Raw genomic sequence first — 22,817 nt, 5'->3', positions numbered from 1 at the left:
TAAAAGCTACTCCTTAATTTTTAGGAGTAGCTTTTATTCATCCTTGGGGCAGACTCTTTGTCATTATAATAGTTCCACAAGTCTTTCAAATGCAGCTCTGTTACGATCATCTAATGCTTGATCAATTAGCCGCTTGATATTTTCTTGTTCCAACTCACTAATAATGGTAGCGTTTTCATTTTTGAAGTTAATTTCCTCTTCCGTTTCGTTTATATAATAGGGTTTTGCAATTTCATTAAGTTGTAGCAAAAAATCAGGAATGGATATAAGCTCACTCATAGCAACTTGAATGACATCTTTGCCTTTTTGAAAGGCGAACAGTGCATCGGTATTGACGACCTTCTGTGTCCTTCGATTTATTTGAATTTCCTTAGCTTTGGTGGGGACAAACTGATATACCTTTTCATTAATAAATAAAGCAAAATACTGATAAGCTAAGATAATTCGAACATAATCGTTTTCTGTCTTAATGTAGTATGGCTTTAACATTTTTACGGTTAGCATTTTCTCCACCTCCTGAATCATTTATCAAATTTTCAGTTAATTAATTTTACCTAACTTTTCAAAAAAAAACAAGAGAAAAGTTTGTTGAATTAAATTTATATAGTTAACGAGATAAGTAAAATGCTACTTTTGTATAAGCTGCCGCCAACTTTGAAAAAGTTGACGGCAAACTATATCTATTTAATTTGATTATACATGTAGTCAGTTATTTCATTTATGTCTGTTTGATTAACGCTTTTATAATTTTCCTCAAGCTTACTATGATATAGTCCCGCCTCTTGTAAATGCGCTATTCCTTTTTGCATATAGGATTTATAACGATTATTCAGTTCATTGATTTCAGTAGAAAATTTTTCATCCGTTCCAGGTGTGACCAGCTTCTCGTATAAATCAACTATCTCATCTCCAACTCGTTCCGGGAAAAATTCATGAGGGTCAGTACTATCAAAAATGCAGAAATCAAGTTCCCGAACGAGCACCATATCAATACTGTTCGAATCAAAACTGCAGTGATATAATTCCACTTTGTAACCGTTATCCTTACATGCATTTGCTAGCTTTTTCATAAATGTTGACTTACCAGTCCCGGCACGACCTTTTATGAAATAGGCTTTTGATACACTATTGATGAGTTCGGGAACCACATTTACCACACCATCCTTGGTGTTAGTACCGAACAAACGATGGTAAATATGGCCTTCCCTTTCTACAATTGATGGAAGAACTTTGCTGATAAAATCATTTGCTACCTGATTGGCCATAGCAAAATCCATTTCATTAATGTAGATTTTTTCAAGTTCATCATGTACATGTAAGCCTGCATCGAATGCTTGATAAGCTGCGTTTGTCAATGAAATCTTCTTTTCATGCAAATCCTTACATTCATCTACGTCAGTTCCGTTTCTTAAATCAATTTCAGTTATATTTTCAGACTTTACTGGCTGTGAAATTACTGCTAATGACTTATCGCGTATAACAACCCCATCAAGAAATTCATGTCCATTTACACTTTTTATAATTTCGAGATCAAAACTGCCTTCATAATGTTTGATAACTTTGCTTATCAATTCCGTTTTTAACGATTCAGATGGATGATTTAAGAAGAAAACATTAGTTAAACCAGCTAAATTTGATTCAGAAAAACTAATGAGTCCTTGCGCGGTATTACCTGACAGATAATAATAATTTTTTCCAGACAAGCTAACACACCCTTCCAAGCTTTTTTACTTTATTATTGTATGAAAATTGGGCAGATGTGTGAATATCAAGTTATTTTTTAGTACCGCCCTTCCCGCCGGTCCCTAAACACGGGTATCCGTTTCCTAACCTCGTCAACTAACGCAAAGTCAATTTCTCCAACGACAATTTCTTCTCTTCTACTTCCTTCTGCAATAATCTCGCCCCATGGATCAACAATAAGAGACATGCCGCCAAATTCATTTTTTGGATCAGCCCCACTTCTATTACATGCCACAACATAACATTGATTTTCGATAGCACGGGCCTGAAGTAAAGTTTTCCAATGATCAATCCGAGGATTCGGCCATTCTGCTACGACATACATTACCTTTGCACCCTGTAATGCTGATTTTCGCATCCACTCTGGGAAACGGATATCATAACAAATAAACCCAGTGGATTTTACCCCGGCTAATTCAAATTCCGCGTCATCCTCGCCCTCTTCCAAGTATATATGTTCATCCATTAATTGAAATAAATGCAGTTTACTATATTTGTGCACAAGCTCTCCTTTTTCATCTATTACCAGTAATGTATTCCGTACCCCGTCTTCATACTTTTCGGCAACAGATCCCCCTACTAAACTAACATTATGTTTTCTTGCTTGCTCCTGTAAGAACGCTATCGATTTCCGGGCATGATTGTCGGCTATTTCATCTAATCTTGTTAAGTCATAGCCAGTAGTCCATAACTCCGGAAGCAGAACTATATCTGCACCAGCTATTGCGGCTTTCTCAATCTGTGTCGAAGCATGCGTGAAATTGGACTTTGGATCCCCGTACTTAATATCGAGCTGTATCATGGCAACAGTATGTTTCAAAGCAAATTCCTCCCTTAAAAGGTATTAGAAAATCTTGGCTTGCCACCAAGAACGAATGGCGATAGCCTTAGATTTTTTTACACTTTATACCGATAATAATTATATTTCCTTAAAGTATAACGAAAAAAATCATCAACAAAAATGTATAAGCTGATGACTTTTTCCTATTATATATCTATTTGGCTAATTCTGCCCGTTCTTCCTCTGTAAAAACACGTGATCTTGTCAAAAATCGTTTTCCTTCTGGCCCCTCCAATGAAAACATCCCACCACGGCCATCAATGGCATCAACGATAATCTGTGTATGTTTCCAATACTCATATTGATCTTTTGCCATATAAAATGGGGTTTCCCCTATTTCGCCAAGCAGTACATCTGATTCACCCGTTCGGAATTCACCTCTTGGATAACACATCGGTGAACTGCCATCACAACAGCCGCCAGATTGATGAAACATTAAATCGCCATGCATTTCCTTTAACGTTTCAATGAGATGTAACGCTTCATTTGTGGCAGTAACCCGCTCAACCAAATTTTTCAACCTCCTTTACAGTACTCGAGAAAATGGTTCACAGTATTACGTTAAAATAAACCAGCAACATCCTCCGAATAACTTATAAGCAGGTTCTTCGTTTGTTGATAGTGATCAAGCATCATTAAATGATTTTCACGGCCAATACCAGATTTCTTATATCCACCAAACGCAGCATGTGCTGGATATTGATGATAGCAATTCGTCCACACACGCCCAGCCTGAATTCCGCGTCCAAATCGATATGCTGTATTGATATTACGCGTCCAGACACCTGCCCCCAATCCATATAGCGTATCATTAGCAATTTCCATAGCTTCCTCTTGATCCTTGAATGTCGTCACGGATAATACCGGTCCAAAAATTTCTTCTTGGAAAATACGCATTTTATTATTTCCTTTGAAAATAGTTGGTTCAACATAATAACCGTTTTCCATATCCCCAGCTAATTTATTGGTGTTTCCGCCAACAAGGACTTCAGCACCTTCCTGTTTTCCAATATCCAGATAGGATTGAATTTTTTCAAGTTGCTCCTGTGATGCTTGAGCACCCATCATTGTATCAGTATCAAGCGGGTGACCGATTTTAATTTGTTTAACCCGCTCCACTGCACGTTGCATGAATTCATCATAGATGGATTCGTGAACAAGTGCCCTGGAAGGACATGTACAAACTTCCCCCTGGTTTAGCGCAAACATGACAAGGCCCTCAATTGCCTTATCCAAAAATCCATCGTCCTTATCCATAACATCCTCAAAGAAAATATTCGGTGACTTCCCACCAAGTTCAAGGGTTACCGGAATAATATTTTCGGAAGCATATTGCATGATTAATCGACCAGTGGTAGTTTCCCCGGTGAACGCAATTTTGGCAATTCGACTATTGGACGCAAGTGGCTTCCCAGCTTCTACACCAAATCCATTAACAATATTAAGTACACCAGCTGGCAGGAGATCTTTAATCAGATCAAGTAGCACATGAATCGATGCAGGAGTTTGTTCTGCAGGTTTTAATACTACACAATTCCCTGCTGCGAGTGCTGGAGCTAATTTCCATGTAGCCATTAATATCGGGAAATTCCAGGGAATGATTTGCCCCACAACACCTAACGGCTCATGAAAATGATACGCTACTGTATCATTATCAATTTGACTTAATCCGCCTTCTTGGGCACGAATTGCCCCAGCAAAATAACGAAAATGATCAATAGCCAATGGAATGTCCGCAGCTAATGTTTCCCGAACCGCTTTTCCATTATCCCATGTTTCCGCGACAGCGAGTGTTTCCAGATTGGCTTCCATTCTATCAGCGATTTTATTTAAAATATTCGAACGTTCCGCTACCGAAGTCTGTCCCCACTTTTCCGCCGCGGCATGCCCAGCATCAACTGCCGCCTCCACATCTTCTTTCGTAGATCTAGCAATTTCACAAAATACCTTTCCAGTAACCGGACTAACATTTTCAAAATATTTACCACTTACAGGCGGCTTGTATTCTCCTCCAATAAAGTTATCGTACCGATCCTTAAATTCTACTTTTGCCCCATCAGTGTTTGGATTTGCGTATTGCATGTGCTACATTCCTCCTCGAATTGTTGTAACCGTTTCCATTTTATATGATGAGTTATCTATGTCAGTCATTCTACTATAATTATAGCAATTTTTTATGAATTGTTGCAACTATTAGACTTTTCATTTTTTCATTCTTTTTAAGCACGAAAAACCCCAGCCAACAACTGTGACTGGGGTTTTTCTTTGAAGCTATCGATCACATCGACCGTACAATGCTTCTGCTATATAAAAAAGATGCCAAATCAGACATCCCAAGCAACTATATATAAGCATAAAAAAAAGCAATATTTATTCTATTTAGAACAAGTAATGAATAGCTCCAACTACTTGGAATACCTGTATTTTGCCTTATTTTAATTCGGGCAGCATACGTTTTTCCTTTTCCATAGATGATTGGCAAAGTGGACATTTTGGCTCTTCTTCAAAGCTAAATGACTCCCTCATCCATCCCTGGCAGTCATCACTGGTGCACTTCCATACATCCGTTTCTACTTCAGGTACTGGCTCTTTTGGACCGCGAGAAAAAGACATCAACAAAACCCCTTTCATCTTACTTCCTTTATTATACTCCTTTCTTGACAACAATGAAAGCAACTGACAATTTTAGAAGCAATTTGACAAAAAAAGTGAAAGGGAGCATCCCTTTTCGTTAAATGGGAAACTTGCGCCTTTCTTATGGACTCATGGATTTAATCAGTTTTTCAACAAATCGATTTCCCACCTGCCTTGTTGAAGCACTCCCGCCTATCTCTTTCGTGTGATAATCCTTTTCCCTAAGTAAGTCTTTAATCGTAGTTAGAACTGCTTTGCCCCAGTTTGATTCACCAAAAAAATCCAGCATTTGGCTGACAGACCAAATTACCGCAATTGGATTAGCAATGCCTTTCCCAGCTATATCCGGAGCGGATCCATGTACAGGTTCAAACATGGAAGGAAATGCTTTCTCCGGATTGATATTCGCACCTGTGGCAAAACCAAGTCCTCCCGTTATTGCTGCACCGATATCGGTAACTATATCACCGAATAGATTGGAGGTGACAACAACCTCAAATCTCTCAGGATTTGAAACAAAATAAAGGCTGGCAGCATCAACAAGGTAAGAGAAAGTCTTCACATCCGGATATTCTTTTCCTACCTCTTCAAAAACACTGTCCCAAAAAACCATCGAATAATTTAAGGCATTTCCTTTACTAATGCTTGTTAAAGACCTGTTCGACTTGCGTGCTTCCTCATAAGCATAACGAATAATCCGCTCTGTCCCTTTACGGGAAAATACACCTGTTTGCAGCACAACCTCTTCAGGCTTTCCTGGAAACAGCCAGTCCCCCGCACCCGCGTACTCCCCTTCACTATTTTCGCGGATAACAAGCATGTCTATATCCTCTTCCGTTCTCGATTTTAAAGGCGTTAACGACGGATTTAGGAGTGAAATCGGACGCAAATTTACATACTGATCAAATTCTTTTCTGATTCTCAAAAGGAGGTCCCGCAGTGAAATATGATCAGGAACCCCAGGATAACCAACTGCACCCAAATAAATGGCATCAAATTCTTTCAACTTTTCAATGCCATCTTCGTCCATCATTCGACCGTTTTCAAGATAATACTCACATCCGTAGGGAAATGTTGTGAAAGAAAATGAAATGTCAGAATCCATCTTTTCAATCGCTTTTAGCACCTTAACTCCTTCAGCTATAACCTCTGGTCCAATACCATCACCAGGTATTAACGCAATCTTGATATGTTTCATAATTACCCTCCAGATACTTTGCTAATCTATCTAATTGTAATGAAATTGTTTCCTTTATTTCCCGATTTTGTCTATCTTAGACATACTCCCTCCTAACCCGCTCCATTAAACTTGCCAATACTTCATCGACAACACTATGAATCCAATTTGCTATATCACGTGCTGAAATTTCCTCATCGCCCTGCCTGCCAAGCAGAATTACTTCATCACCCGAACTAATATCTGGTATACCTGTGACATTAATCAACGTCTGATCAAGTGAAATTGTACCAACTATTTTGACTCTCTTTCCTTTTACAAGCATTTCCCCTTTATTTGACAGCAACCGTTGATAACCATCACCATGGCCAATCGGGACAATTGCTATTTTCTCCTTTGTTGAAGTAACATAACTTCCTCCGTATCCAACTGGTGTATTGGCGGGAATCTCACGAACATGCAGGAGCTGGGATTTTATTTTCATAACCGGTTTTAATTTAATAATACCCTGCTGACGTTGTACGGGATGATACCCAAATAAAGCAAGCCCTGGCCGTACCATTTCAAGATGCATATCCTTTCTTTCAATCGTAATTGTTGATCCACCAACATGGCGAACAGGAAAATTAAAACCCTGTTTATTTAACTTTATGACTGTTTCCATAAACAGGGTATACTGCTGTTCAGTCAATTGCCAATCACCTTCGTCTGCACTTGAAAAATGGGTATATATCCCTTCCCAGTACAAACCTTGTAAGTGATAGCATGTATTACAGAAATCGACCACATCATGTGGGTCAACACCAAATCGATGAAGGCCCGTATCTAATTTCAAATGTACCGGAATGTGTTGACCTTGCTTTGTTGCCTCCTCACTAATTGCCCGTGCCAGCTTTCTGGACGAAATGGATGCCGTTAACCTGTATGAAACAATATCAACCGCTTGCTCTGGTATAACGGAACTAAGAATGTGAATAGGTGCTGAAATGCCACTTTCACGAAGCATTGCACCTTCTTCAACAGTTGTAACACCAAGTCGATCTGCCCCAGCATTAACAGCTTCATGACCAATTGGAATGATACCATGTCCATAAGCATTTGTTTTGACAACAGCTAAAAGCATGCTCTTTTCAACATGCTTTTTTAGCTTCTGGGTATTTTCTTTAAAAGCAGTCAGGTCTACTTCCGCCACAGTCGGACTATGTGATTCCAAGGACACTGAATGTAACAAGACTCGCCCCTCCAATTCATGATCATTTATCAAGATAAAGTGAACGAAACTCCTGCAAAATCCTCCTTGTTATTTTTCCTGGCTTTCCTAACCCAATCACATGATCATCAATTTTTAAAATTGGTACGACATCAAGCTTTGTTGCGGTTATAAAAACTTCGTCTGCATCTAACAATTCGTCAGTTGAATATGTTACCTCATTTATTTTCAAATTAAGTGCATCGCACAATTGAAATACTTTTTTCCTTGTTATGCCGTTTAGAATAAAATTGTTCGATGGATGTGTATACAATTGACCGCCTTTAACGATAAAGACGTTTGATGCACTTGCTTCCGTTACAGTTCCATTGCGATGAAGAATCGCTTCAATTGCATTATTTTCGACTGCCATTTGTTTAGCGAGTACATTCGGGAGCAAATTAAGTGTCTTAATATCACACCGCAGCCAGCGAATGTCCTCTGCAAGTATTGCAAAAGCACCCTCGTTCTCAACATCTGTCATTCGTTCTTCTGCTCTTGTATAGGCAACCGTTACTGGAGAGACATCATGATTAGGAAATTCATGCCACCTAGGGGCAGCCCCCCTGGAAACCTGCATATATATAATCCCTTCCCCCAACCCATTGGCTGCTACTAAATCTACTAGCTTATTTTTCAAATCTGAAATTGCACTCGGCAAGTTTAGTCTAACCTCTCGGGCACTTCTTTCCAAGCGCTCCATATGTTCATCCAGCATGAGTGGTTCCCCGTCGTAGACTCCGATAACCTCATAGATCCCATCACCGAATTGGTAGCCTCGGTCCTCAATATTAATCAGGCTTTCCCGTTCAACAATTCGGTCATTATATAACATTTTAGTCAACATAAAACCTCCCTTTTACCTAATTCGGGTTTCTATATCGATTCGCAATGTCCAGCACTACAGATGTATCGACACTGCTGCCACTGATGATCACCGCGACACTTGAACCAAGCTGAACCTTTTTATTTAGGATTGCACCAATTCCGGAGGCCGCTGCCCCCTCAATGGCCATACGGTGCTTATCCAGCATAAAGGCCATCCCCTTGGCAATTTCATCCTCATCTATCAAACTAATTTCATTGACATACTGCTGAACCATATCAAATGTGTAGCGGTTATTCAGGCCAATTCCGCCTAATAAACTATCAGCCAGAGTGTCGTGCTCCTCCACCTGAATCGGCCTGCCCGCCTGAATACTTTCATACATGGTTGCACCCTTTGCCGTTGACATACCAATGACGCGAATCGCTGGGTCGGTTTTTTTTAGTGCAACACCAAGTCCCGAATGCAGGCCACCTCCAGATAACCCGCCAATAACTGTATCAATTTCAGGTAAATCCTCCAGCAATTCAAGCCCTATCGTACCTTGCCCAGCAATAATAAATGGATCATCAAATGGATGAATAACAGTGATTCCCTGTTCCTTTTCCAACTGATAGCTGCGCTGTTCGGCCTCATCCTGTGAATCACCGTATATTTCTATTTGTGCTCCCGATTGATGTAATGCATCTACCTTTGCTTTAGGGACCCGTTTAGAAATACAAATCGTTGCATCGATTCCCAGCTTTTTGGCAATATACGCGACACTCATACCAAAGTTACCCGTAGAGAACGTTGTCACACCATGCTCCCGCTCTTCTGAAGTTAGACTAAGGATTTTATTTGCTGCCCCCCTGATTTTAAACGAACCGCTTACATTCAGATTTTCCAGTTTTAAAGATACCGATGTACCCGCAATTTCGGACAGTTCCGCGGAATATAATAGTGGTGTCTTTTGTGTCACGGAAGAAATCCGCGTTCGGGCCATCCATATTTCACGAAGACCAACAGGTTTTTCTGCCATGCTATCCCCCTTAATCTATTATTCTGGTAGTATCTGATCCGCCAGAAAACGAGTGACCGCTTCTGTCAAAATTGATACGCCAACAGGTAACACCTTCTCATCAATATCAAAAAGCGGTGTATGAAGATCCCTGATTTTCCCATCATTTACTGCACAGCCAAGGAAAAACATTGCTCCTGGAACAACCTGGGTCATATGAGCAAAATCCTCTCCCCCCAGACCAAATGGAGTATCTATCACGGTAAAGTCTGGGTAAACAGCGTTAATTGCATCCTTTATTAGGAGATTTACTTCCGGACTGTTTTTTAATGAAGGGTCTTCAGGTGTAATTGTTAATTCATATTCGCCACCTAGATTGGTAATGATGGAGAAAGCTCTTTCCATTTCTATATGCAACACTTTTCGGACATCGGGATGGTAACTGCGAATTGTTCCATTTAGTGTAACTTCAGATGGGATCACATTACTGGCTGTACCTGACTTGATACTGCCTATGCTAATGACAGCTGCTTCGAGCGGTGATACACGCCGTGCTACAATTCCATGCAAGGCCTGTAATACTGGACCAAGCATCCAAATAGGATCTGTCCCAAGATGAGGATACGCCCCATGACTGCCTGTTCCATGAACCGTGGCTTCAAACACGTCGACATTCGCCATGCTATAACCGTCATGAACGCGTACTTCACCGAGCTGGTCCTCGGGGCTCATATGGAGTGCAATAACACAATCTACTTCTGCTAACACTCCGGCTTGAATCATATATGGTGCACCTGTTGAACCGTTTTCATCTGCTTTTTCTTCTGCGGGCTGAAACAGAAATTTAACCGTTCCCTGAATTTCCCTGTTTTGAAAACATGTACTTAGTAAACTAGCAGTTCCAAGCCCAATCGTTATATGCGCATCATGGCCACAGGCATGCATAACACCTTCATTATGGGATCTGAAATCATGATCATTTTCCTCCAGGATTGGCAGCGCGTCCATATCTGCCCGAATTGCTATTGTCGGGCCGCTGCCAGAAGAAAGTGTCCCAACTACGGCTGTCGGAAGGCCTACTCCCACCTCTATCCGCATACCGGGGATAGTCTTTAAAATCTGGGCAACATACCGAGCTGTCTCCACTTCTTGAAAGCTTAACTCAGGATTTGCATGGAGCCTGCGTCGCCATTGAACCAACTGTGCAAACATAGCATCTGCCCGCATGTGCGTTGCCTTTTTAACCACTCCCAATCCTCCCTTAGAATACTTGGCTTGTCGCCACGAACTTATGGCGAGACTTTTTTATAGAAAAGGAGCCAATCTTCAGCTCCCTTTCCACCATTCAGTTAATTGAAGCAATGTGCTAATTCCCCCCAATCCCCAAAGTGTTTGGATAATTTCTTTTAAATCTACTTCAATTTCTTATCTTATTCCAACCCAATTGAAACATATTGTGACTCTACGAAGGCGTCAATTCCTTCGTGTCCCCCTTCACGTCCAATACCACTTTCCTTCATACCACCGAATGGAACTTGCGCAGCTGAAGGAGCCCCATCATTCCAGCCAACAATTCCGAAGTTGAGCTGTTCAATAACACGTGTACCTCTGGCAACGTTTTCCGTAAAGACATAAGCAGCTAAGCCGTATGGTGTATCATTTGCTAATTTAACCGCTTCTTCTTCTGATGCAATCTTTTGCACAGGTGCCACAGGACCAAATGTTTCTTCCTGCATTACTACCATCGATTGATCGACATCTTTAATCACTGTTGGGGCAAAGAATACGCCACCATCACTGGTTATTGATTTACCTCCAGTTAAAATGGTTGCTCCTTTCGTAATAGCATCCTGTACATGGTGATTCACCTTATCCAGACCTGCCTGATTAATTAATGGTCCAATATCGACCGATTCATCGACACCATTTCCAACTTTTAATTCCTCGACGGCTTCAGCAAACTTGGCAACAAACGTATCATATATGCTAGCTTGAACATAAATACGGTTCGCACATATACATGTTTGGCCTGCATTTCTGAATTTCGAAGCCATCACGCCTTTAACCGCTACATCGACATTGGCATCATCCAAAACAATCATGGGCGCATGCCCGCCAAGCTCTAGAGATAATCGTTTTACTTGATTAGCACTTTGTCTGATTAAAATTTTTCCAACTTCTGTTGATCCTGTAAATGTGATTTTTCGTACTCTTGCATCATCCATAATCGCTTTAGCGATCTTTGATGAAGAACCTGTAATTAAGTTAACGACACCCTTTGGAAATCCTGCCTCTTCGCACAGCTCCATCAATTTAACTGCTGTCAATGGACTTTCACCCGACGGCTTCATGATAACTGTACAGCCGGCAGCTAACGCTGGACCTATTTTTCTTGTTAACATCGCTGCCGGGAAATTCCATGGTGTGATTGCTGCTACAACACCAATTGGCTTCTTCCATACCTGCAAGCGCTTACCTGAGGTGTGAGAAGGAATCGTTTCACCATAAATGCGCTTCCCTTCCTCAGCAAACCATTCGATAAAGGAGGCAGCGTAATTGACTTCGCCCCGGGATTCATTGATTGGTTTACCCATTTCCAAGGTCATAATTTGTGCTAATTCCTCCTGGTTTTCCAGCATGAGCTGATGAAGTCGTTTTAGATGATTTGCCCGTTCATAGGCAGTCGTTTTCGACCAGGTCTGAAAAGCCCTGTGCGCTGCCTCAACTGCTAGATTAGCCTCCTTTTCACCACCGTTTGGAACTGAACCAACAATCTGCCCATTTGCTGGGTTGCTAACTTTGAGCAGATCGAGTTCCTCCCCGACCCATTCCCCATTTATACTCATTAGATAGTTTTTTGTTTTTACCTCATTCATTTTCAACTCACTCCAATCTGTATCGTTCACTATTACAGTTTATTTCGTTTTTTCTCCAACAAGAACGGATTCAATCGCTTCTTCCAGGATGTTCAATCCTTCATCCAGCTGTTCGATAGTTATTACAAGTGGCATCAACAAGCGAATTACATTATCAAATACACCAGCTTTCAGAGCAATAAGCCCCCGTTGATGTGCTTCTTTTAAAATCTGGTCAGTTAAAGCTTTATCTGGCGTTTTACTTTTTCGATCCTTAACGAATTCAAGTGCGCACATTGCGCCAAGTCCTCTGAAGTCACCAATCTCGTTAAATTGATCGTACATCTCCTTGAATTTGTTCATAACTCGTTGACCAATCAATTCTGCCTGTTTGTTTAGGTTCTCTTTTTCCATTACCTCCAGTACAGCAAGCCCAGCGCGACATCCAAGCGGGCTGCCGCAATACGTTCCACCAAGTTCTCCCGGTCGTGCCTGATCCATGATTTCTTCCCGGCCAATCACTCCACTAATTGGCAATCCCGCAGCCATTGACTTGGAAATGGTAATCAGGTCTGGTTCTACACCATAGTGTTCCATGGCAAAGTATTTACCCGTACGCCCAAACCCAGTTTGGATCTCATCGGCAATAAACAGGATTCCGTGTTTTTTACACAGTTCATATACACCCTGCACGAATGCTTTATCAGGGATGATGAACCCGCTTTCACCCTGTACTGGCTCCATAATGAAGGCTGCTACTAAACTGGGATCAACTTCCGTTATGAAAAAGTCCTCCACCTGTTTTAGCATATGGTTCGTATATTCCTCATTACTCATTGATTCAGGACGCCGGTATGCATATGGAAATGGTGCACGGTAAATTTCCGGGGCAAACGGTCCATATTCATATTTATATGGTCGCACCTTACCCGTTAATGACATCGCCATCAATGTTCGGCCATGAAATCCACCGGAGAATGACACAATTGCTTGGCGGTTTGTATATTTACGAGCAATTTTCACCGCATTTTCCACAGCTTCAGCACCACTGTTTAAAAACATCACTTTCTTTTTGGAATAGCCTGGGGCAAGCGCCGCTAATTTCTCAGCAAATTCGATATAGGGATCATACATCATAACATTGAAACCAGTATGGATGTAACGATCAATTTGATCATGCAGTGCTGCAGACACTGTATCGTGACTATGCCCAACATTAATCGTTCCAATTGCCCCAGCAAAATCAATGAACCTGTTTCCATCAACATCCTGGAGCAAGGCCCCTTTTGCTGAGTCAACAAATGTCGGAATACCATAGCTAACCCCTTGAGGCACCACATCATGTCTGCGGTCAATTAACTTCTTCGCTTTTGGACCAGGTAATTGCGTATGAACATTAGCAAACTTTTTGTTCATTAATTATACCTCCTCAGTTTTTAAACTGTTTCTTTGCTTGACACCCAGCAGTTTTTCTTCGACGTATTCAATATGATTTTTCACTCGCGCATTAATGTTTTGTACGTCTTTTGAAACTAAGGCATCAAGTAATTCTTTATGTTCATCATAGAAAGATTGATGACTGGAATAGTATTGATCAAGGTGCATAAGAAATGTTCTGATTTGCACCTGCAGGGAATCATAAATTTTTATGATCCGCGAGTTGTCACACAAATCAACAACATAACGATGGAACTTCATATCAAGGTCAAACAGTTCATTCCAATTCTGTTCGTCTGCTTTTACCCTCATTTGTTCTGTAATCGTTGTAAGACTCTGTATATGCTGTTGGTCAAGACGCGGGATTGCTCTTTTAAAGGCCTGGGTTTCGATTAATGCACGCAATTCAATAATCTCATCCAGATCCTGATCTGTGAAATTGGCCACGTACGTACCTTTTCGTGCTTTGCTTACGACCAATTCTTCTATTTCCAAAGTTTTCAATGCCCCACGAATCGTGCTGCGACTCACATCAAAACTTTCTGCCAGTTCCGTTTCCAATAATCGTTCACCAAACATAATTTGCTTATTCCAAATGCGTCTCTTCAATTGGTCCGCAATTTGTTCACTTAATGATTTTTGCAAAATAAAATTATTCTCATTCATTTGTCCATCCCCCTTTCGTGTAACTAATATCTTAAAAAAGATTCATTATTGTTTTATGTCGACAATCGACACCGATTTGTATTCATCATAATTCAGACAATTTTGATTGTCAATGATATTTTACACTATTTAAAATATTTCATTTTCAACATTGACTTATTGTTAATTTGTAGCTATTTTAAGGATAGAAATATGGAAACGGGGGATGTAGATGAGAAAGAAAATTATTGCATATAACCGTGTAGAGAAACCTGTCCTGGAAGCATTGCAAAATAATTATGACGTTCGATTTTTTAAAGGTATAAACACTAAAAAGGACCCTGACTTTTTAACCTTTCTTAGTCAGGCAGACGGTATTATAGGTCTGGAATTAGTAGTCGACAAGGAGCTTCTTGATCAAGCTCCAAACGTAAAAATTGTTAGTAACGTTTCGGTAGGCTATAACAATTTAGACCTCAAGGAACTTCGCAAGCGCAATATTTTAGCAACGAATACACCCGATGTTTTGACAGATACAGTTGCAGACACGATATTTGGCCTCCTCATTGCCGCAGCTAGACGTATCCCGGAGCTGGACAGATTTGTCAAAAATGGCGAATGGATTACGGAAGCGGTGGAGCCTGAACATTTTGGTGTCAATGTTCATCACAAAACATTAGGTATTATTGGAATGGGTAAAATCGGTCAGGCCATTGCAAAGCGAGCCTATTTTGGTTTTGACATGGACATTTTATATCATAGTCGATCAAAAAAACCCGATGCAGAAAAAAGATTTAATGCAGCATATTGTTCACTTGAAGAATTATTACAGCGGTCTGACTTCGTTTGTTTGATCACACCGCTAACTCCGGAAACAGAAGGCATGATTGGTCGACAAGAATTTCAAATGATGAAAAACTCAGCAATATTTATAAATGGGTCGCGAGGAAAAACGATCGTGGAGAAGGACTTAATCGATGCACTTAGAAGGGGGGAAATTGCCGCAGCCGGATTGGATGTTTTTGAAAAGGAACCTGTTGATCCGAATAACCCTTTATTGGGATATCAAAATGTGGTGACGACACCACATATTGGTTCATCCACCCATGAGACCGAACTCGCGATGTCAGAGCTTGCAGCAAAAAACTTGGAGGCTGGGTTAACAGGAAGAAAACCACCAAATTTAATCGACCCTAGTGTATGGAAAGGGTGATCATAGAAATGGTCCCAGAAGATATCCTCTGGGGCCATTAACTGTTTTAAATTGCCTATGCCAGGCGGATGTTGGGTTTAACGTAAAGTTCACGGGGAAATTCAGCGAGCACTTCACAACCAGTTTCTGTTACCCGGAATGATTCACTGATCTCAACTCCCATATTTTCCATCCAAATTCCAGGTATCATATGGAATGTCATGTTTGGCTCCAGGATAGTACGATCCCCCGGCCGTAAGCTTGCCGTATGTTCTCCCCAGTCTGGTGGATAGTTCAGCCCCATGGAATAGCCCATCCGCGATTCCTTTTTTATACCGCTTTTTTCAATAACTTTCCGCCAGACCAATTCAATTTCTTCACAGGTAATACCCGGCTTAATAAAATCAAGTGTTGTATTAATACCTTCAATGACAACATCGGAAATATGCTGCATTTTCTCAGTCGGCATACCAATTACAATAGTCCTGGCAAGTGGTGAATGGTACCGTTTATAACAGCCCGCCAATTCAATAATTACTGGATCACCATTTTTAAACCGTTCATCTGTCCAGGTTAAATGGCACGCAGATGTTTTATCACCAGTAGGTAATAATGGCACTATGGCAGGATAGTCACCACCAAATTCTCCCGTTCCACTTATTTGGGCATGTGCTATATTCGCAACCACATCACATTCTCTAACACCTTCATTAATTGTATCAAAAGCTATTTGCATTGCTTTTTCTGAGATTCTGCTTGCCTGCTTTATACACGTTATTTCTTGATCAGACTTAATTATGCGAACCCAATTGACCATATTTGTACCATCTTTAAAAGATGCGTTTGGCAAGCCTTGGATTAATCGCATATGACATTTTGCCGTAAAATAATAGGCATCAAGCTCAACGGCAATTGTCTGGGTTTCTCGTTTTCTCGTCTTTAACAAATCACAGACAAAGTCCATCGGATGCTTGTGCTCTGACTGTACATAACTATCCGCATAAGGGATGATATGATCTGTTTCTAACCATGTGGTGTGCTTGGCTGCACTGGCGTCCTGACCACGTCCAACCCAGATCGGCTGATCCTCATCAATCATTACAATAAGTAACTGATGTACATAGAAGGACCAAGCATCGTATCCGGTTAGATAATTCATATTCGCTGGATCTGTAACCAATAGAATATCTACCCCAGCATCTGCCATACGCTGCTTCGTTTTAGTTATTCGCTCTTGAAACTCGGAAATAGGAAATGTTAACACAACCATCGCTTCCCCTCGTACTTAATTTAGCTTTCTTTCTTTTGGAAACGCCGTCAAATCCTCTGAAATTTAGATCCTCTCTGTGGTTGGGATTACGAAATATATGGTGTATTAACTGTGAGTTTGTTGGGTAACTTTTCAAGAATGTCTGGTCGATGGGAAAAATGATATTAGAGGATTTACATGTGCATCCATTGACCCCCGTACCATTTTTATCGAAAAGAACAATAATTGCAATGGAACAACAGCCATCTGTCGATTGTCGACATTATGTTTCTATATATTATATTATAATCCACCACTTTTTTATGTGTCAATAATATTCTGATTATTGTAATTTCCATTTTAAAATAAGACGAAACAACACTACCCAATTGGTATGTTGATTCGTCTGCTTTATTATGCCACTCGATCAATTTCTTTTTTCATATGGTCATCTGCGTATTCTTTACCGTACTTAGCCATTGAAATTTTATAAAGGATAAACCCTAAAACAATCCAGAACCCTACAATCACCCACTCATAAGGCCAGACAAGTGCTGAAGGCATACCCGGCATATAAAGTACAGATATCCCTGCAGCCATCACAACTGCTATCCAGCCAATTGTCGTACCTCCACCAAGTTTAAATGGCCGTTTCATGTCTGGAGCCTTTTTACGGAGAATGATAAACGAAATCGCAACCATTAACCATGCGATAACAAGTCCAAGTCCACCAGCATCAACAAGCCAAACTAGCGCCGGACGGCCCAATAATGGGGCAATCGTTGAAAAGAAACCAATGAGCAGGATAGCCTTATGCGGTGTTTTATATTTCGGATGGAGTTCACCTAAAGCCTTAGGAAGCATACCAGCTTTAGCAAGTGCATAAATTGCTCTGCTGCCACCAACATAGAAGCCAATCCAACTTGTCAAAATTCCACCAATTCCACCAAGAACGAGAATATTCCCCATCATTTGACTATCGCCAAAGGCTTTCGCCATCGCATCTGCTGTAACCAGATTTGATTCACCAATCTCAGCAGGCGTCAGTATACGGGAAACACCGAAAATAACAGCAATATACCAGACAACCGCAAGCAAAACGGAAAATATTAATAATTGCCCTATGCGTTTCTGCGGCAGATTTATTTCTTCAGCTGCCTGTGGAATGACATCAAATCCAACAAACATAAATGGAGTCATGATGATGACCGTTAATAGTCCTGCAATTCCTTTTTCAAATAATGGCTGCATGTTTTGCGCATTTCCACCTACTGAACTGCCGGTAATCAGCAATAAGCCTGCGATTATAATTAACAGTGTAAGGATAAACATAATAGATGTAGAAAACTTGATTCCACGATAATTAACCCAGGTAATGATTAAAGAACCTACTATACCAACACCTGCCCATGTTGCCGTAACGTCCCATTCGGCTATTGTATACAGATACCCCTGGCTGTAACCCGGAATTAAATATTCAAAAACAGTTGGCAAGGCTACTGCCTCAAAAGCCACAACAGACACATAGCCAAGAATTATAGCCCAGGTTGTTATAAACGACGCTGCTCTGCCCATTGCCTTATAACTGTAGACATGTTCGCCACCAGCAAGTGGAAGAGCTGAAGCCAATTCCGCATAGGTTAGACCAACAAATACAACCAATGTACCACCAATCGCAAAGGCAAGAATGGCTCCCAGTGATCCCGCTTCTGTTATCCATAACCCGGTGGTAACAACCCACCCCCAGCCAATCATCGCGCCAAAAGCAAGTGCAAGCACGTCTTTATTCCCTAATATTTTTAATAGCTTTTGATCATCATTCATTCTTTCTCCCCCCATTCAGGATGATTTTTGATTAATTCACTTTTCAATCTACTTTTACTGCACTTCTCCCTCTTCCCTCTATCTATTTATCTAAATGTAGCTCCCAGTGTAATTCATTCAATTGAAAAATAGGGCTGGGAGGTGGTGAGCACCCCCCACAATAAAATTATCTATGTTCAACGCCCAGTTGTTTCTGTACAAATAATATAGCATCATGCAATTTATCCACTAATGTATCAATTTGCGACTGTTCCATAATGAGTGGCGGTGCAAAGCAAATAATGTCTGTGCTCTCATATGTAACAGCACGGCAGATAACCCCTCTTTCATGCAGTGCGTCAATCACTTTAGGTGCCACTTTCATATCTGATGAAAAGCGTTTATTTGTCTTAGGATCCTGAACAAGCTCAACTGCTCCCAGCAACCCAATAGTACGCACATCACCAACAATATCCAATTGCTGCTTCATTTTCTGGAATCCCTTTACCAGTTGTTCACCCATTTTACGTGAGTTTTCAACTAGTTTCTCCTGTTCGATAATTTCAATATTTTTCAAGGCTACAGCAGCTGCTGTTGGGTGACCGCTGTAGGTAAACCCATGGAACAAAGTCCCTTCAGATTTTTCTTTCAGTACGTCATGTATTGCATCCGATACAACAACACCGCCCAGCGGGATATAGCCACTAGTGACTCCTTTAGCAAAAGTCATCATATCGGGAATAACACCCCAATTTTCCATACCAAACATCCTACCCGTGCGACCAAATCCGGTTATCACTTCATCGGCGACCAATAAAATGCCATATTCGTTACACAGTTCACGGACTTCTTTGAAATAATCATCTGGCGGAATAAGAACGCCACCGGCACCCTGCACCGGTTCAGCCATGAAAGCTGCAATTGTTTCTGGTCCTTCTTCTTCAATCACATGACGTAGCGAAGTGATAGCTTTCTCAGTACCCTTTCCATAAGGCGTATCCGCATGAACAAAATCTGTCATCAAATGACCAGCCATCCCCCAAAATTCAGGGATTCCTGTCACACTTGTCGAAGCTGCGGCGACCCCATGATACCCACGTTTTAATGAAATAATTTTTCTGCGGTTCGGCTGACCTTGAATTTTCCAATAATGACGGACCAGTTTGACAGCCGAGTCGTTTGATTCAGACCCACCGGATGTAAAGAAAACTGCGTTTAGACCTGTTGGGGTAATAGTTGCAATTTTCTTGGCAAGCTTGATAGCCGGCTCATGACTAAATGTCGAAAATGCGGAGCTAAAGGCTAACTTTTCCATTTGTTCAGCTGCTGCTTCTGCTAGCTTTTTTCTTCCATGACCAATATTGACGTTCCACAAGGAAGACATCGCATCAATGTATACGTTTTCATTTTTGTCCGTTAGGTATATCCCGTCCCCTTTTTCGAAAATTATCTTTGACCCTTCTTCCTGTTGCTGTTTAATGGAAGAAGTTGGATGAATAAAATGCATTTTGTCCAAGTCAATTAAGTTTTCCATTTTTCAAACCTCCTTCAAAAAATTAAATATATTAGAAAAACTCGGCATTCGCCTTGTTCTTAATAGTGAATGCCGAAGTTTTGCTTATACTTAATTCCTTTAAATTTTTATACTTTCCTTAAGTGCAAAAAAACCAGCAATATGGATAGAAGACATATTTAAACAAGCTCCTATCAATATAACTGGTTTTAATCTAAGGGATTGCTTCACTTCATCAGTCAAGTCAATTAGATTTAGCAGTTAGTTACTATCTTAATATTAACAATTTACCAATAATTCATATTACAGTCAAGCCATTTTCAGTAAAATTTTACATAAATAGAGTTGGACATATCGAAAAAGTGTAACTCAAAATACGAGCAATTCTGTTATTTAGCGGAGGAAATATACGTAGATCTCTCGAGAAAGAAAAGCACTTTTACGAGGAGTCTACGTATATTCAAGATGATACTAAGTAAAGGTGAAAAGAGAAGTTTTTTAAATCCACCACTTTTCAGTGCCTTTGTGCGTCAGCACGAGGATGCTCACCGGCCTCCCGCGTAAAAGCGAAGTATATTTCCGAAGCGATTATATGCACCAGTTTCCGGTTAGTTCGGATTTTTCTTTCGATAAATCACTCACTTCCTTCATTAATCAAGAACAAAATGCTCTATTGCTTTGGCGACGCCATCACGGTCGTTTGTATCCGTCGTAAAATCTGCGGCTTTTTTGATAGCTTCTTGGGCATTTCCCATTGCTATCCCTAGACCCGCCTGTTGAATCATCTTCATGTCATTCAAGCTATCACCCACGGTCATAATTTCGTCCATCTTAAGATCAAGCTTGCCGCAAATCTTTTGCAATGCGCTGCCTTTATGTACACCTTTAGGATTAACTTCCAAGTTATGAGGTTGGGAGTTGGTTAATTCCAATCCATCAAAATGGGAAAGTTCTTGCATGAATTTTTCCAAATTACTTGGAATGTGTGAATCAAAACCGATTTTCAACCATTCATGCTCAGTGAAATTGTTAGGGCGTTCCCCCCGCCACACAACATCGGTAGCAATCATCCAGCAGCCCATACCGAATTCTTTACCAAGGTTCCACATTTTTTCCATTAAGGCAGAATCAATTTTATGACGTTCAACTAGTTCTTTGGCCATTGTCCAAATTTCGCCGCCGTTACTGGTAACAAGGAAAGATGTTAATCCAAGTGCTTCCGCATACGGATAACATGATCCCAACCAGCGACCAGTGCTGAGAACAACTTGCACATCTCTATCCATAGCCTGCTTTATTGCATTATGTGTACGTTCCGAAATCCTTTCATCACTTGTCAGTAAAGTACCATCCATATCAAGTGCGATTAATTTAATCTGTTTATCGATTTTAGACATGTTCATTCTCCTTTATAGTTGGTGTTAGTCCGTGGTCATATAAATGTGTGGTGATATATGGGATGACTAATAGGGCAATCAGGACAAAGAACAGCAATTGAATGGAGTATAAATCGACAATCAATCCGCCAATCAATGGACCAGCCATCCTCCCCGCTGCCGCAACACTATTAACAAACCCCTGATAGAAACCTGCGCGACCTTTTGGGGCAAGTTCATTGGCTAAAGTAGGAATCGCCGGCCACAGAATCATCTCACCAACAGTCAAAATAACCATCGAAACGGCAAATAAAGTAAATGCTTCTGCAAACATAACTATAATAAATGCCGCGATAATTATTGAATTACCAATATATATTTGTTTCTTCGTTGAGGTAACCCGGTCTATAATTAATTTTAGCAGAGGCTGTCCTAAAACGATAAGAAAACCATTAATTGCCCAAAGCATACTGTATTGCTCTAATCCAATTCCTACATCCTGCGTATAAGAGGCAATCGTTGACTGCCATTGACTATACGCGAGCCAGCAAACCAGAAAACCGGTGCATAATATTAAAAGTGCAGTAAAAGCAGATTTATTTTTAATCGTTAAGTTTTGCTCAAGGATAGTAGTATTCATTTGACGGTCGCGCTCTTTATCCATCCCTCTAAAGGTTGTTAAAACAATAACCAAAAAGACTGCAAAAAGGAGCGCATTCGCAATAAAGATATAATTAAAAGAAATACTTGCAATATATCCGCCAAGTGAGGCTCCAAGTGCGACACCCAAATTTTGCGCGACGTAGATTGCATTAAATGCCCGTCTGCCACCTTGGGGCCAAACGGATCCTGCCATTGCAAACATAACAGGCCATGTCATTCCAGCTCCAAAGCCAATTAAAACGAGCAGGATTGAATAAGGCACAATGCTATGGTAGACCGACATAACCGCAGACGCTGCGAATGCAATGGACATTCCAATCATGATGGTTCTAAACGCACTTAACTTATCAAATAACATTCCGCCAATCATATTTCCCGCGATTGACGCTCCCTGGTTAAACATCAAAATAAACCCCGCAAAGGCTAAACTTTTTTCTAGTTCATTATGCATATAGATGGTATTAAGCGGCCATAAAAATGAGGCCCCAGTCACATTAATAGTTGTTGCAATTGCTAATAGCCATATGTACTTCGGCATTGCTGTCATCTCTCTTTATCCGAATATCATTCACGCTATTTTATACTATTTCGAGTGACCAATCAATTAAATTATT

The 22,817-nt window shown here is 40.6% G+C and carries 20 protein-coding genes; 1 reads left to right on the top strand and 19 read right to left on the bottom strand.

Going from position 1 to position 22,817, the window contains the following annotated elements:
* Positions 1-63: 63 nt before the first annotated feature.
* The 14 genes from CFK37_RS11415 to CFK37_RS11350 form a co-directional block, all read right to left on the bottom strand.
* Positions 64-504: an IDEAL domain-containing protein gene (locus tag CFK37_RS11415; protein WP_089061966.1), complete on the bottom strand. Its 441-nt coding sequence runs from the start codon at positions 502-504 to the stop codon at positions 64-66.
* Between the two features lie 176 nt (positions 505-680).
* Positions 681-1,703, bottom strand: coding sequence for a hypothetical protein (locus CFK37_RS11410; protein ID WP_089061965.1), 1,023 nt, complete (start codon positions 1,701-1,703; stop codon positions 681-683).
* Positions 1,704-1,780: 77 nt separating this feature from the next.
* Positions 1,781-2,563 carry a carbon-nitrogen family hydrolase gene (locus CFK37_RS11405; RefSeq protein WP_089061964.1) on the bottom strand — a complete coding sequence of 261 codons (783 nt, stop codon included), beginning with the start codon at positions 2,561-2,563 and terminating at the stop codon, positions 1,781-1,783.
* A 175-nt stretch (positions 2,564-2,738) separates the two neighbouring features.
* A complete protein-coding gene (locus tag CFK37_RS11400) occupies positions 2,739-3,095 on the bottom strand; it encodes a DUF779 domain-containing protein (RefSeq protein WP_089061963.1) in 357 nt (118 codons plus the stop codon).
* A 50-nt stretch (positions 3,096-3,145) separates the two neighbouring features.
* Positions 3,146-4,666 (bottom strand): aldehyde dehydrogenase, encoded by a 1,521-nt coding sequence (adh, locus tag CFK37_RS11395; protein ID WP_089061962.1) that lies wholly within the window; start codon positions 4,664-4,666, stop codon positions 3,146-3,148.
* Positions 4,667-5,014: 348 nt separating this feature from the next.
* The gene (locus CFK37_RS11390) at positions 5,015-5,197 is read right to left on the bottom strand and encodes a cold-shock protein (RefSeq protein WP_089061961.1); all 183 of its coding nucleotides are present in this window, start codon (positions 5,195-5,197) and stop codon (positions 5,015-5,017) included.
* Positions 5,198-5,339: 142 nt separating this feature from the next.
* Complete coding sequence (locus CFK37_RS11385) at positions 5,340-6,416, bottom strand: tartrate dehydrogenase (RefSeq protein WP_089061960.1); 1,077 nt, start codon at positions 6,414-6,416, stop codon at positions 5,340-5,342.
* Between the two features lie 76 nt (positions 6,417-6,492).
* Complete coding sequence (alr, locus tag CFK37_RS11380) at positions 6,493-7,626, bottom strand: alanine racemase (RefSeq protein WP_089063640.1); 1,134 nt, start codon at positions 7,624-7,626, stop codon at positions 6,493-6,495.
* 22 nt (positions 7,627-7,648) lie between these two features.
* Positions 7,649-8,491 (bottom strand): D-amino-acid transaminase, encoded by an 843-nt coding sequence (gene dat / locus CFK37_RS11375; protein WP_089061959.1) that lies wholly within the window; start codon positions 8,489-8,491, stop codon positions 7,649-7,651.
* Positions 8,492-8,507: 16 nt separating this feature from the next.
* Entirely contained in the window at positions 8,508-9,491 is a 984-nt protein-coding gene (locus tag CFK37_RS11370; RefSeq protein ID WP_089061958.1) for a pyridoxal-phosphate dependent enzyme, read from the bottom strand.
* Between the two features lie 18 nt (positions 9,492-9,509).
* Positions 9,510-10,697, bottom strand: a complete 1,188-nt coding sequence (locus CFK37_RS11365) for a M20 metallopeptidase family protein (RefSeq protein WP_089063639.1) — start codon at positions 10,695-10,697, stop codon at positions 9,510-9,512.
* Between the two features lie 203 nt (positions 10,698-10,900).
* Positions 10,901-12,346 (bottom strand): NAD-dependent succinate-semialdehyde dehydrogenase, encoded by a 1,446-nt coding sequence (locus CFK37_RS11360; protein WP_172840498.1) that lies wholly within the window; start codon positions 12,344-12,346, stop codon positions 10,901-10,903.
* Between the two features lie 39 nt (positions 12,347-12,385).
* On the bottom strand, positions 12,386-13,741 hold the full coding sequence (gabT, locus tag CFK37_RS11355; protein WP_089061957.1) for a 4-aminobutyrate--2-oxoglutarate transaminase: 1,356 nt from the start codon (positions 13,739-13,741) through the stop codon (positions 12,386-12,388).
* Between the two features lie 3 nt (positions 13,742-13,744).
* Complete coding sequence (locus CFK37_RS11350) at positions 13,745-14,428, bottom strand: GntR family transcriptional regulator (RefSeq protein ID WP_089061956.1); 684 nt, start codon at positions 14,426-14,428, stop codon at positions 13,745-13,747.
* A gap of 211 nt (positions 14,429-14,639) precedes the next feature.
* Between CFK37_RS11350 and CFK37_RS11345 the strand changes: the two genes are divergently transcribed.
* The gene (locus CFK37_RS11345; RefSeq protein WP_089061955.1) at positions 14,640-15,620 is read left to right on the top strand and encodes a 2-hydroxyacid dehydrogenase; all 981 of its coding nucleotides are present in this window, start codon (positions 14,640-14,642) and stop codon (positions 15,618-15,620) included.
* Positions 15,621-15,675: 55 nt separating this feature from the next.
* On the opposite strand, the gene CFK37_RS11340 is transcribed toward CFK37_RS11345, so the two are convergent.
* The 5 genes from CFK37_RS11340 to CFK37_RS11320 form a co-directional block, all read right to left on the bottom strand.
* Complete coding sequence (locus CFK37_RS11340) at positions 15,676-16,869, bottom strand: M24 family metallopeptidase (RefSeq protein WP_089061954.1); 1,194 nt, start codon at positions 16,867-16,869, stop codon at positions 15,676-15,678.
* 393 nt (positions 16,870-17,262) lie between these two features.
* Entirely contained in the window at positions 17,263-18,672 is a 1,410-nt protein-coding gene (locus CFK37_RS11335) for an APC family permease (RefSeq protein ID WP_089061953.1), read from the bottom strand.
* Between the two features lie 166 nt (positions 18,673-18,838).
* Positions 18,839-20,185, bottom strand: a complete 1,347-nt coding sequence (locus CFK37_RS11330; protein WP_089061952.1) for an aminotransferase family protein — start codon at positions 20,183-20,185, stop codon at positions 18,839-18,841.
* 629 nt (positions 20,186-20,814) lie between these two features.
* Complete coding sequence (locus CFK37_RS11325; protein ID WP_089061951.1) at positions 20,815-21,561, bottom strand: Cof-type HAD-IIB family hydrolase; 747 nt, start codon at positions 21,559-21,561, stop codon at positions 20,815-20,817.
* Positions 21,554-22,741, bottom strand: a complete 1,188-nt coding sequence (locus CFK37_RS11320; RefSeq protein WP_089061950.1) for an MDR family MFS transporter — start codon at positions 22,739-22,741, stop codon at positions 21,554-21,556. Before CFK37_RS11320 ends, CFK37_RS11325 begins: the two co-directional genes overlap by 8 nt.
* Positions 22,742-22,817 lie beyond the last annotated feature (76 nt).

The sequence above is a fragment of the Virgibacillus phasianinus genome (assembly GCF_002216775.1).
Lineage (GTDB): Bacteria > Bacillota > Bacilli > Bacillales > Amphibacillaceae > Virgibacillus_F > Virgibacillus_F phasianinus.
The sequence above is the reverse complement of the archived record's forward strand: the minus strand, read 5'-3'. Positions and strand labels throughout refer to the sequence as shown.